At 70.1% G+C, this 12,280-nt stretch carries 10 protein-coding genes; 3 read left to right on the top strand and 7 right to left on the bottom strand.

Translation table 11 applies throughout. The features are described from left to right. Window positions 1–193 precede the first annotated feature (193 nt). Window positions 194–346, top strand: coding sequence for a hypothetical protein (locus ABD832_RS08110; RefSeq protein WP_344890636.1), 153 nt, complete (start codon window positions 194–196; stop codon window positions 344–346). A 229-nt stretch (window positions 347–575) separates the two neighbouring features. Here the strand turns inward: ABD832_RS08110 and ABD832_RS08105 are convergent, their stop codons facing one another. The 5 genes from ABD832_RS08105 to ABD832_RS08085 form a co-directional block, all read right to left on the bottom strand. Next, the gene (locus ABD832_RS08105) at window positions 576–2,099 is read right to left on the bottom strand and encodes an RICIN domain-containing protein (protein WP_344890633.1); all 1,524 of its coding nucleotides are present in this window, start codon (window positions 2,097–2,099) and stop codon (window positions 576–578) included. Window positions 2,100–2,175: 76 nt separating this feature from the next. Then, window positions 2,176–3,384 carry a CBM35 domain-containing protein gene (locus ABD832_RS08100; RefSeq protein ID WP_344890631.1) on the bottom strand — a complete coding sequence of 403 codons (1,209 nt, stop codon included), beginning with the start codon at window positions 3,382–3,384 and terminating at the stop codon, window positions 2,176–2,178. Between the two features lie 749 nt (window positions 3,385–4,133). Next, window positions 4,134–4,964, bottom strand: a complete 831-nt coding sequence (locus ABD832_RS08095) for an undecaprenyl-diphosphate phosphatase (RefSeq protein ID WP_344890628.1) — start codon at window positions 4,962–4,964, stop codon at window positions 4,134–4,136. 329 nt (window positions 4,965–5,293) lie between these two features. Continuing rightward, entirely contained in the window at window positions 5,294–6,796 is a 1,503-nt protein-coding gene (locus ABD832_RS08090; RefSeq protein ID WP_344890626.1) for a M28 family peptidase, read from the bottom strand. A gap of 95 nt (window positions 6,797–6,891) precedes the next feature. After that, the gene (locus ABD832_RS08085; protein WP_344890624.1) at window positions 6,892–8,466 is read right to left on the bottom strand and encodes a M28 family metallopeptidase; all 1,575 of its coding nucleotides are present in this window, start codon (window positions 8,464–8,466) and stop codon (window positions 6,892–6,894) included. Window positions 8,467–8,681: 215 nt separating this feature from the next. Here ABD832_RS08085 and ABD832_RS08080 point away from each other — a divergent pair, with 215 nt between their 5' ends. Together ABD832_RS08080 and lipB are read left to right on the top strand one after the other, a co-directional pair. After that, complete coding sequence (locus ABD832_RS08080) at window positions 8,682–8,867, top strand: PspC domain-containing protein (protein ID WP_344890621.1); 186 nt, start codon at window positions 8,682–8,684, stop codon at window positions 8,865–8,867. 15 nt (window positions 8,868–8,882) lie between these two features. Then, a complete protein-coding gene (lipB, locus tag ABD832_RS08075) occupies window positions 8,883–9,521 on the top strand; it encodes a lipoyl(octanoyl) transferase LipB (protein WP_344890618.1) in 639 nt (212 codons plus the stop codon). 168 nt (window positions 9,522–9,689) lie between these two features. Here lipB and ABD832_RS08070 read toward each other — a convergent pair whose 3' ends face one another. Together ABD832_RS08070 and ABD832_RS08065 are read right to left on the bottom strand one after the other, a co-directional pair. After that, window positions 9,690–11,258: an amino acid permease gene (locus ABD832_RS08070; protein WP_344890615.1), complete on the bottom strand. Its 1,569-nt coding sequence runs from the start codon at window positions 11,256–11,258 to the stop codon at window positions 9,690–9,692. After that, a complete protein-coding gene (locus ABD832_RS08065) occupies window positions 11,255–12,208 on the bottom strand; it encodes a phosphotransferase (protein ID WP_344890612.1) in 954 nt (317 codons plus the stop codon). The genes ABD832_RS08070 and ABD832_RS08065 overlap by 4 nt, the downstream gene beginning before the upstream one ends. Window positions 12,209–12,280: the final 72 nt, after the last annotated feature.

The following is a 12,280-nucleotide window of genomic DNA, read 5'->3' as shown; positions in this document are numbered from 1 at the left end:
GAGAGTGACGGGGCGAAACGCGTGACAGGCCAGGCCGGTACAGCCGACAGGCCGGGACGGTACAGGTGACGGGGACGGACCGGGGCGGGTGATGGGGCGGGAGGGGACGGGTGAGGGGCCCGCGATCGCCGGCATGCCTGATTTTTCCGGTCACGATGGTGTCCGTCGTACCGGACGGGGGAATGATCGCCGTGTGATCGGGCTGACCGCCATGTTCGCCGCTGCCGTGACCGCCTACCGAGACGCCGCCCGGCTCCGGGCGGACGATCCGCCGTCCCCCGCCCGGACCTCCCCGGACAGGACCGTCCCCGCCGGGGTCGTCCAGGACGAGATCGCCCCCGCCTGAACCGCCCGGACGAGCCCGGCGAACCCGTCCGGACGAGCCCGCCTGAACCGTACGGACGGGCCCGTCCGAACCCTTCACGCGAGATCGCGTCACCCCCTCGGGGAGCCGGTCTCCGCGGTGCCGTGCCGCCCCGGTGGGCCGTTCGAACCGGACAGGCGCCCTTCGCGGGCACGGCCCGTCGAGCGGCCCACGGCCCGCCGAGCGGCCGGCGGTTCCACCGTGGGGCGGCTCAGCCCCAGCGCTGCAGCAGCCGGTCGTACTCGGCCTGGGTGACCGGCAGGACGGTGCCATGGCGCGGCCGGCCGGGCATGGTGTAGCCGGAGACGGGTGACCACTGCCGGGTGTTCAGGTCGGTGGTCGTGAACGGTACGTAGCCCCGGCCCCCGTACTCGTCGATGAACATGTACCAGCGCTCCTCGGTGTTCGACTTGAAGACCAGCGGGCCCTCGCCCTGGTTGAGCGCGTTGTTCCCGATGCAGTCCGCGACGAACGAGTAGGTGCGGTTGAGCACGGTCGCCGACCTTTCCGCGATGATGAACTTGCCGCACGCGCTCTGCGACGCGCTCCGCTCGTCCTTGGTGAAGCGGTAGTAGGTGCCGTTGTGCTTGACGAGTGTCGAGTCGATCGTCGAGTAGCCCTTGTCGACCCAGACCTGCGGGGTGCTGAAGGTCCGGAAGTCGGACGTCGTGGCGTACATCATCCGGTTGTAGGTGGTGCCGGTGTGGTTCGGGTCGGTGGTGGCGTACAGCTTCGACGCCCAGAACACGACGTACTGGCCGAGTGTCTCGTCGTAGTACGCCTCCGGGGCCCACGTGTTGCCGGCCGTGTCCGGTGAGACGCGGGCCAGGCGCGGCGCGCTCCAGTTCACCAGGTCGGCCGACTCCCAGACCACGATGGACCTGCTGCCCGTCCGCTGGGCCTGGTCCCAGTTGCCGTTGCCGTAGATCCGCAGGTCGGTGGCGATCTGGTAGAACCTGTCGCCCTGCGGCGAGCGGATGATGAACGGGTCGCGCACGCCGCGGGTGCCCACGGCCGAGGTCAGCACGGGCTGTCCGCCGTTGAGCTGGCGCCACCGGGTCGGGTCGTTGCCCTGGCTGAGCGCGAAGTGGACCTGCTCACCGGCGGAGGTGCCCTCGCCGGTGAAGTGGCTGAACAGGTAGCCGGCGTACTTCGGGACCGGTGCCGTACCGACGCGGACCAGCTGCCACTGCTGGTTGGTGCCGCCGTTGTCGGTGTACTGGGAGATGCGCGCGCCGTCGGCGGTGGACTGCTCCCAGACGTCGAGGGCCTTGCCGCTGTTGCGGTTGACGAGCTTGACGTGTCCGCCGTCGGTGTCCACGACCCGGAACTGCTGGTTGGTGCCGCCGTTGTCGGTGTACTGGACGACGTTCGCGCCGTTCGCCGTGGACGCCGAGGCGATGTCCACCACCTTGCCGCTGTGGCGGGCCCGGATCTTGTAGTGGCCGCTGCCGGCGTCGGCGAACTGGAACTGCTGGCCCGCCTGGTCGGCGCGGGTCCGCTGCTGGACGGCGGCGCCGTCGGCGGTCGACTGGCCGGCGATCTCGATCGCCTTGCCGCTGTGCCGCGAGACGATCTGGTAGTACGCCGCCGGGTCGATCACGGCCGCGCTCGCCGGTGATCCCGTGACCACCGCGGCGAGGCCGCTCGCGATCAGTGCGACGACGAGGACGAACGCGGTGCGGCGCCTGCGCGGACGCCGCGCTGAGGTCCGATCATGGAGAAGCTGTGTCATTGAACCCGTCCCGTGTGGTTGTGAAGGGTCGCCGGTGTCCCCGCCCTTACCGATACCGGTGTCGGTCGGCCGGGCGTCACCTCAGGTACGCGGAGAGGGCGAGTCGCTGGTCGCGTACCGCCCTGGTGACCAGGCCCGCGATCTGGCGTGCGCCTCCCGCCTCGAAGTGGGTGTGGTCGTCGGCGAAGAACGCGCCGACGGGGCCGGAGGAGTAGTCGCCGTTGAACGGGCAGAAGCGCAGGCCGTTGTAGAGGGTGATGCTCAGCGCGTGCAGGTCGATGACCGGGGCGCCGGTGGCCCGGCCGACGTCGAAGGTCTCGGTCAGGAATCCGCGGGTGGGCACGGCCGTGCCGCCGCTGCATCTGAGGGCGGACACCGGGGTCACCAGCGTGGGGTTGGCGCCGCGCTGCTGGGCGGCGCGGACCATGGTGGTGAGCAGTTCGCGGTAGCGGGCGGAGCCGACGTGGCGGGGGCAGGTGGACGAGCCGTCGTTGATGCCGAACTGGATGAACAGGTGGTCGCCGGCCTTCATCCCGGTGGAGGCGTCGAGCATCGCCTGCCAGCGGGCGGAGTAGGCGGTGGAGCTGAGCACGCACTCCCCGGCGGAGTTCTTGGTACCGGTGACGGCGGACTCGTACAGCCAGGTCTGGACGCTGCGGCCGCCTATGGCGCTGTTGACCACGCCTGCGTCGGCGGTGAGGTAACCGCCGAGTTCCCTGCCCCAGCCGACGATGGCGCCGCCGGAGCTTCCGGCGACGGTGGAGTCCCCGGCCAGCCAGACCGTGGTCCTGCCGGGGGCGGGCACGCCGGTCTCCAGGTGGTCGAGGTTGGGCAGGCCGCCTGCGGTGGTCGGGTCCAGCCGGATGACGTTGTCGCCGGCGTTGAGCGTCACGGTCAGGGTTCTGGTGATCCAGGTGGTCCAGGAGCCGGTGGGGTCGAAGGCGCTGTTGGCGTGGGCGACCGTGCCGTTGACGAGCACGTCTGCGGGGCGGTTCGTGGTCCCGCCGTTGGCGTGGCGGATGCCGATGGTGGCGGTTCCGGCGGCGGGGGCGGTCACGGTGAACTGCGCGGCGGCTCCGGCCGCGTTGGTGGCGTTGCAGAATCCGGTGCCGGAGAAGCCGGCGTGGTTGGACTCGATGAGGCCGTCACAGGTGGCCGGCGCGCTCTCGGCCTCGTAACGGGTCGCCGCCGAAGCGGTTCCCGCGACCATGGTGACGCCGGTGACGGCCGTCGTCAGCGCGACGACGGCGGAGAGCAGGGCGGTACGCGGTCTGCGTAGGGACATGAGAACTCCAGCATGGGGGTGGGGCGGGGCATCGCGCGTACGGCACCGGCGACGGATCGCCCGGTGCCGGATCCGCCACCGCCCTGGCAGGGAGCATCAGCGGTACGGACATCAGGGTCGTCAGGAGGAAGGGGGAGGGGAAGGACGAGCCTCGAAGAACCCGGCGGGGCCGGGGGCACGCGGCCGTCCGGCCGGGAGGAACCCATGGTGGCTCCACAGCCGTCCCGGTGTGGTCGCGCCGGGAACCGGTGCCGTCGGCCGCGGTCAGACGGAGATCGTGTCGCCGCGCGTCCCGCGGCAGGGGCGAGGGGGGGCGAAGCCGCGGGCAGGATGGGGGATGAGGCTACGCGTCCTCCTCACAGGCTGGATCAGGCTCTGTGAACGTGCACAGTAATGCACGATACGGCGCGCTGAAAGAGCCCGCTTCAAGGCCTGACCGGACGCCGGGACGGCGGGTATGCGATCGTCACCGGCGATGACGAGGGCAGTTTTCGTCCTGTGAGCACTCCCAGAGCCTTCGGCTCGTTCCGGCGGTGATGTGAACGTTTCATGCGTGGCTCTCCGTCCATGCCTGCGGCAGGGACGGCAGGGACGGCAGGGACGGGGCCATGGCCGGGATCGACGGCGGCACGCTCGCCGTACGCCACGAGGCCGCGCTCACACGTCGTCGCGGCCGACGAGCGGCTCGACGGCCTGTGAGGCACGACCTCTGAAGCACGGATCGGGAGGCGCGGGCCAGGAGGCGCGGACTAGGCCGAGGGGTCGAGGACTCCCGTGCTCACCAGGGCGATGATGACGACGCCGAGAAGGATCCGGTAGATCACGAAACCGGTGAAGCGGTGGGTGCTGATGTACTTCAGGAACCACGAGACCGCCAGGTAGCCCACCACGAAGGAGATCACGGTGGCCAGGATCGTGGGCCCCCACTCCGGAGCCCCGCCCTCACCGATCTTGAACAGCTCCAGGAACCCCGCGCCCAGCACGGCCGGGATGGCCAGCAGGAAGGAGTACTTCGCGGCCTCCTCCCGGCGGTAGTCCAGCAGCAGACCGGCGCTGATCGTGCCGCCCGAGCGGGAGACCCCGGGGATCAGGGCGAGCGACTGGGCGAAGCCGTAGATCAGGGCGTGGGTGAAGCTGAGGTGCCGCTCCAGGGTGAGCCGGTTGCGGGCGGTGTGGTCGGCGAACCACAGGACCAGGCCGAACACGATCAGCGTCATGCCGATCAGGCGCAGGTCGCGGAAGGCGCCCTCGATGGAGTCCTTGAACAGCAGACCGAGGACCACGATCGGGATCGTGCCCACGATGACGTACCAGCCCATCCGGGCGGCGTGGTGGCTCCGCAGGGCCGGGGTCCACAGGGACCGGGTCCAGGTGGAGATGATCTCCCAGATCTCCTTGCGGAAGTAGATCACCACCGCGGCCTCGGTGCCGAGCTGGATGACCGCGGTGAACGCGGCCCCCGGGTCCTGCCAGCCGAAGAACGCCGACACGACCCTGATGTGGGCACTGGAGGAGATCGGCAGAAACTCCGTCAATCCCTGAATCAGTCCGAGGACCACCGCTTCGAACCAGCCGATCACTTGAGCACCTTCCGTACCAGCGTGTGCGTAACCTACGCGAGGCTAGCGGAGCGGAGGGGGCACCGTGACAGGTCGTCCGGCCGGAACGCGCCGCGCGTCCCCGCGACCGCCCGTGGACCCGGCCCCTCCTCGGGCCGGTGACGGCCCCCGGAGCGACGGATCGGGGAGCGACGGATCGGGGAGCGACGGGCACCGGAGTGGCGGACGGGGAAGCGCGGAACAGGGGAGCGGCGCGGGGGAACGCGAAGGGTGCGACCCGCGGCGGTGCCGTCCGGAGAGGATCCGGACGGCACGAGGGGGAAGGGCCGCGGGCCGCACCTGGTACGGCCTTAGCGGGTCACCCTGACGTCGTCGATGCCGGCCTCGACCAGGGAGGCGCCGGAGGCGTCACCGGCCTCGACCAGGATGCGGACGCTCTGCCCGGCGAAGGCGGAGATGTCGACGTTGGCGGTGGCCCAGGCGCCGTCACGGTTGGCGGCCGAGCCGAGCTGCTGGAAGACCTGCGTGGTGGTGGAGCCGACGACCTTCACCCGCAGGAAGTCGGCGTTGGAGGCGTTGGAACCGTGCGCCAGGTACCAGGAGAACCCCAGCTTCAGCGTCCCGGTCGGCAGGGTGATCGCCGGGGAGCGGATGCTGCTGACCCCGCCGTCCAGGTCGTAGTCGCCGGCCGCGGCACCGGCGAGGCGGCCGGTGACCAGGTCGTTGCTGCCGCTGACGGTGGTGCCCAGCTGCTTGGTGCCGCTGGAGGTGGTGGCCTCGGGGTCACCGCGCTCCCACGCGCCGGCCGTGGCGGTGTCGGTGCCGGACGGGTTGGCCGTCCAGCCGGTCGCCGTCTCGAAGGTGTCCTGCCAGATGGCCGGCGGCGGCGGTGTCGTGACCGCGGTCGTCCACACCGCGTACGCGATGGCGTCGGAGTTCCGGTTCAGCGCCGTGTCGTTGACGTTGGTGATGGTGTCGCACGCGCGGTGGTAGCAGGGGTCGAACGGCTGACCCGCGGTGCCGCCCCACAGGGTGGCCTGGGCACTGGTCTTGGTGCCCTCGGCGCCGGTGAAGGTGCCTCCCGCCGGGATGCCCACGGCGATGAACGGCCCGTAGTCGGAGCGGCCGTCGAAGTCGGTGCCCCGGGTGGCCACGCCGATCGAGCTGAAGTACGCCTGGAGCGTCGCCTCCAGCTGCGCCGAGCCCGCAGGGCCGGGGCCCGAGCCGACGCCGTCGGAGTTGTCGCCGTCGTAGAGGAAGTAGCCCGGGTTCGGCGAGCCGACCATGTCGAAGTTGTAGTAGCCCTTGATCCTGGACCGCTCGGTGGAGGAGAGGCCGTTCACGTAGGCCTGGGAGCCTCGCAGGCCGAGCTCCTCGGCACCCCACCAGGCGAAGCGCAGGTGCCTGGTCGGCGCCAGCGACTGGCGGGAGACCTCCAGCGCGGTCTCCAGGATGGCGGCGCTGCCCGTGCCGTTGTCGTTGATGCCCGGGCCGGAGGCCACGCTGTCGAGGTGGGCGCCGATCATCAGGGTGTTGTTGGTGTCGCCTCCGGGCCAGTCCGCGATGACGTTGTAGCCGGTCGCGCCGCCGTAGGTGAACGACTGCAGGGTGGTGGTGAAGCCCGCCGCGTCCAGCTTGCCCTTGACGTAGTTGGCCGAGGCCAGGTAGCCGGGACGGCCGTGGGCACGGTTGCCGCCGTTGGCGGTGGCGATGGACTGGAACTGCGTGAGATGTGCCTTGACGGCGGTCAGCGAGATGTCCGGTGGGGCGGCCGCTGACGCCGACGGGGCGGTGAAAGCCAGGGGGATGGCGAGGATCGCCGCCATGCCCATGGTCCACAGTGTGCGCATCATGCTCCTCGGATGTGAGGGTGGGGGGTCCCCCGGGCGGCGCGCCCCCCTGTGCGGAGGCGCGCCGTGAAACCGTGGTGCGTTCGCGTGACCGCTCGCTAGCGGGCGGCGCCCTCGGGCGCCGTCATGAACCTCGCGGAGCTCGCGGCGCTCTTGGCGAGCGCCGCGGCGTTGCGGTCGGGAATGCCGGTCAGGTCGTAGGCGTAGAACGCGGTGGCGTAACCGACGGCCTTGGAGTTGCGCTCGAGCGCGGCGGCGTTGATGTTGGTGATGCCGTCGCAGGCGGAGTGGTAGCAGGGGTCGTAGGCGACACCGGCGGTGCCGCCGAACTTCGCGGCCTGCTCGGGGGTCTTGATGCCCTCGGCGCCGGTGAAGATTCCGCCGGCCGGGATGCCGTTGGCGATGAACGCGCCGTAGTCGGAGCGGCCGGTGAAGTCGGTGCCCTCGACGGGCAGGTTGCGCTTGGTGTAGAACGCCGCGAGGCGCTGCTCGATCTCGGCCGATCCGGTCGGGCCGGCCGGGGCGCCCTCGGCGTCGGAGTCGTCACCGTCGTACAGGAAGGTGCCGTCGTTCGGCGAGGCGACCATGTCGAAGTTCAGGTAGAGCCGGATCTTGTCCCGCTCGGCCTGCGACAGGCCCGCGACGTACTGCTCGGAGCCGAGCAGGCCGAGCTCCTCGGCGCCCCACCAGGCGAAGCGCAGCCGGTGCTTGGTGGGCACGTGGGCCAGCTTGAGCGCGGTCTCCAGGATGGCGGCGCTGCCGGAGCCGTTGTCGTTGATGCCGGCGCCCTCGGGCACGCTGTCCAGGTGAGCGCCGACCGCGACGATCTCGCCGGACTTGCCCCAGCGGGAGTCGGCGATCAGGTTCTTGGTACGGCCGACCTCGGTCCTGGCGTCGACCTTCAGGTGCACGGTCGTGTTCGGGCTGTCGGCCAGGTCCAGGCCGACGGCCGTGCTCGCCATCACGATGGGCATGTCGAAGCGCCACTCGATGATGTCGAAGACGAGCGGGTCGGTACGGCCCGGCTGACCCTCGTTGAAGAAGATCACTCCGGCCGCGCCGGCGGCCTTGGCGTTCGTGGCCTTGTCGACGAACGGGCAGGTGCCGCGCTGGATCAGCGCGATCCGGCCCGCGACGAAGCCCTCGAAGTCGGAGGCCTCGCAGCCCGCGGTCGAGGTGTTCGGGGTCGGCGCGGGCGGGATGACCGCGTCGACGACCTGCACCTGGGCGGTGACGTCGCCGCCGGCGGAGGAGATCACGGTCACGAAGTCGGCCGGGGTGGCGTAGGTCTTCGCCTCGGGGGCGGTCTGCTCCAGGACCGGGGGACTGAACTCCTGCCAGCCGAGCGGGAACTCGACGTCGGTCGTGGAGGTCTTGTATCCGGCCTTGCGCAGCTTGTCCTGCACGTAGGCCAGGGAGGCGTCGTAACCGGGCGTGCCCGCGGCCCGGTTGCCGCCGTTGGCGGTCGCGATCTCCTGGAATTTGTCCAGGTGCTTCTGGACGTTCTTCCCCTTGATCTGTGTCGCGAACACGTTGGCCAGCACGTCGGAGACGACGGGGCCGGTGGTGGTCGCGGGGGCCGCGCTCGCCGGGACGGTGAAGGCGAGGGGAAGGGTGATGGCCGTGACCAGCGTGGCGGTCCGGACCATGGTGCGGCGGAACCTCAGGCGCATAACGCTCCTAGGGTGGAACGGGAGGGAATTCCCTGTTGCTGTACATGGCGGAACGTACCGTGACCAAACCCGCTCGCCTAGATGTATCTCGGCTGAGATGGGCGAAAAGTTATGGGGCCGACCCTGTCAGGGTTTTCTCAGGGGTGTCCCGGGAACGGGCAGAAGGCGGCCACTCGTTTGAAGAGACGTAGAACACCGAGGCGGGGAGAGACATCGTGCACCGTTCGAGAAACCACAAGATAATCGCCGGGGTCTGCGGCGGGATCGCCGAGACCTTCAACATGCCGCCCACCCTGGTCCGGGTGTTCTGGGTGCTGCTCTCGCTCATCCCGGGACCGCTCTGGGTCGCCTACGTGCTCATGTGGATCTTCGTCCCCAAGGCGCCGGCGGTCCGCTACTGAAAATAGGCTGGGGACATGAGGCGACGCCCACTGTCCCTGGTCCAGGATGACCTGGTCGACTACGAGAAGGCCATGGAGCGGATGACCGACCTGGTCGGTCTGCGGCAGCGCGACGAGTGCTCCGACACGCTCTGGCTGCTCAGCCACCCATCGGTGTACACCGTGGGCAGGCGGACCGACGAGCGCCACCTGCCCGACCCGTCTCACGGCATCCCGGTCGTGAGCACGGGTCGCGGGGGGCAGCTCACCTATCACGGCCCCGGCCAGCTGGTCGGGTATCTGATCGTCAAGCTCGGCGAGGGCGAGGGGATCGTCGACTACGTCCGCGAGGTCGAGCTGAGGCTGGTCCGCGCGCTCGGCGCGCTGGGCGTCCCGGCCGAACGCCGTGACACCCCGCCGGGCTCGGAACTGCTGACCGGCGTGTGGACGAGCGGGACCGGACGCAAGATCGCCTCCATCGGCATGCGCCAGAGCCGCGGCGTCACCAGCCACGGGTTCGCCCTCAACGTCGACGGCGACCTGACCCCGTGGGGCTGGGCGGTGGCCTGCGGCATGCCCGAGGTGGACATGACCTCCATGCGCCGGGAGGCCCCGGACGCCGCGGGGATGGACCGGGTACGGGCGGCGGTGGCCGAGGCCTTCGAGGCGGTCTGACCGGTTCCCTCAGGGGCCTCAAGGACTCCCAGGGCCGTCCACGGCCTTCAGGACCTCCGCGACCTTCAGGGCCTTCAGGGCCTCCGGGACCTTGGGACGGCCGGGACCGCGTGACGGCCCGGCGCGGCTCCCTGGGAACCGCGCCGGGCCGTCACGGGACGCGCCGGGTCAGCCGGTGGGGTCCCCGCCGGTCGTGCCCGCCGGTCCCGCCGGGTCGAAGGCCTCGGCCATGTCGACCGTGCGGCGCGGGCCGGTGAACCAGTGCCGGGCCGACAGCACCCACCACAGGCCCACGCCCAGCACCATCACGCCGACCACGATCGGCGCGTAGTTCACCGAGGTCCAGGTGAACTCGTCGCTGAACGGCACCGCGGTCGGCACCAGCGGCATGATGAAGTAGATCGAGATGATCACGATCTCGATCAGGGCGATCCAGCACATGACCTTGTACTTGCGTCCCAGCGTCCAGGGGCCCGGCTCGAACCGGTCGCCCATCCGCAGCCGGAGCCAGATCGGGATCGCGAAGGCGATGTAGAGGCCGATGACCGCCACCGAGACGACCGCGTAGAAGGCCAGCGGCACCCCGCCGGGGGCCTCGTACAGGGCGGGCAGGGTGAGGACCAGCGCGGCCGCGCAGCCGAAGACGATCGCGTTGACCGGGGTGCGGTTGGCGTCCACCTTCGACCACAGCCGCCAGCCGGGGATGGCGCCGTCCCGGGAGAAGGCGTAGGTCATCCGGGACATCGAGGTCACGCAGCTCATGCCGCAGAAGAACTGGCCGATGGTGGAGATCGCGAAGATCGCCGTGGCCAGGTTGCCGGGGACGGCGCTGTCGAAGATGGCGCCGACGAAGCCGCCCGCCTCGTTGACCGCGTTCACGTCGGTGGCCGCGAACAAGAAGGCCAGCAGCAGGATCCACCCGCCGATCGCCGAGTAGAAGATCGACTGCCACAGCCCCCTGGCGGCCGCGGTGGAGGCGCCCTGGGTCTCCTCGGACACGTGCGCGCACGCGTCGAACCCGGTGATCGTGTACTGGGTCAGCAGGAAGCCGAGCGGCAGCACGTAGAACCAGTAGGACGCGTCGGAGAAGCCGGAGTTGTTGATCGTCTCGGTGAAGACGAACGACATCGACTGGTGCGAGTCCGGGCCGAAGACCAGGATCAGCACGACCGCCGCGGCGCCGAACACGTGCCACCAGACCGAGACGTTCTGCAGCGTCGAGATCAGCCGGTGGCTGTAGATGTTGATCAGCGCGTGCAGGACGAGGATGACCGCGAACAGGATGAACGCGTTGTTCAGGTTGGGATCCCAGCCCGGGAAGAAGCGGCTCAGGGTGATGTTCAGGAACGTCGCGCAGCCGTAGTCGACCGAGGCCGTCACCGCGATCAGCCCGATGAGGTTGAACCACCCGGTGAACCAGCCGTGCACGGGCCTGCCCATCTTCGCGGCCCACCAGTAGATCCCGCCGGCGGTCGGGTAGGCCGACACCAGCTCCGACATGCAGAGCCCGATGATCAGAATGAAGATCGAGATCAGCGGCCAGCCCCACGAGATGGCGATGGGGCCGCCGTTGTTCCACGCCTGGCCGAACGTGGTGAAGCAGCCGGCCAGGATGGAGATGATCGAGAAGGAGATGGCGAAGTTGGAGAAGCCGCTCCAGGTTCTGGACAGCTCCTGCTTGTAACCGAGTTCGGCGAGCCGCTTCGCGTCCTCGTCGACCGATGTGGGCTTGGTCATTCAAGCCTCCTTGCATGGTGGTGCGGGGGGTGTGAAGATCCGGGGCCCGCGCCCCGGACGTGATCGACGAGCCGTCCGAACCCCGGGTCGTCCAGGTCCCGTACGGCTTGCGAGAACTTGTCGGCCGCCTCGGCCCGGTAGTCGAAGTCGGCGTCGGCCGCCTGCTCCCTCAACAGTCCGTGGTGCACGGCGAACCAGAGCGTCCAGGTCAGGTTGGACATGATCAGGTTGAGCCTGACCCGGGCGGTGAACCGCCGGTCGTCGGCGCCGAGGTAGGCGCGGGCCAGCCGGGCGGTCAGGTCGGGGTCGTAGTCGGCCTCGGCGGCGATGTCGCCCAGCTCGAAGGCCGGGTCGTTGTTCCCCGACAGCTGGTAGTCGACGATCCTGACCTCGTCGCCGCAGCGGATGAGGTTCTCCGGCAGCAGGTCGTTGTGGCAGGGCACCGTGGGCGGCGGATCGGCGGCCAGCGCCCGTTCGATCTCCGCGGCCGCGGGAAGGCGGTCGAGGTAGCCGTCGGGTACGTCCAGTTCGTGGGTACGGCACAGGGTGAGGAACTCGTCCAGCTTGCGGAAGATGGAGAAGTCGTTGACGAACCGGGGGCCGGCGTGCAGCCTGCGGCAGGCCGCCGCGATCGGGCCGGGGAGCCGCCGTACCGCGTGCGCGTCCAGGGTGACGCCGTCGAGGTACTCCAGCACCAGGGCGTCGGGGAGCCGGTGCAGCACCCTGGCGCCGATCCCGGCGTCGGCGGCGCGCACGGTGTTGGCGATCTCCTGCTCGATCGGGATGCCCAGACCGGCCTCGGACACCCGGGGGTCCAGCACGCGCAGCAGCCATCGCCGCCCGTCCGCCGCGTCGAGGCGGACGATCCGGTGGCTGAGACCCCCCTTGATCGGAGTCTCGGTCACGGGCTGTCCGGCCCATGCGCGGACGTCCGCCCGGAGATCTGGCATGCTGCCCTCCTTTGGCCTACCTTCAGACCATTGATCCGATTTTGCGAGCACGGTGTTACAGAGGGGTTGCGA

Origin of the sequence: Streptosporangium longisporum, from assembly GCF_039534895.1 — a bacterium.
Lineage (GTDB): Bacteria > Actinomycetota > Actinomycetes > Streptosporangiales > Streptosporangiaceae > Streptosporangium > Streptosporangium longisporum.
The sequence above is the reverse complement of the archived record's forward strand: the minus strand, read 5'-3'. Positions and strand labels throughout refer to the sequence as shown.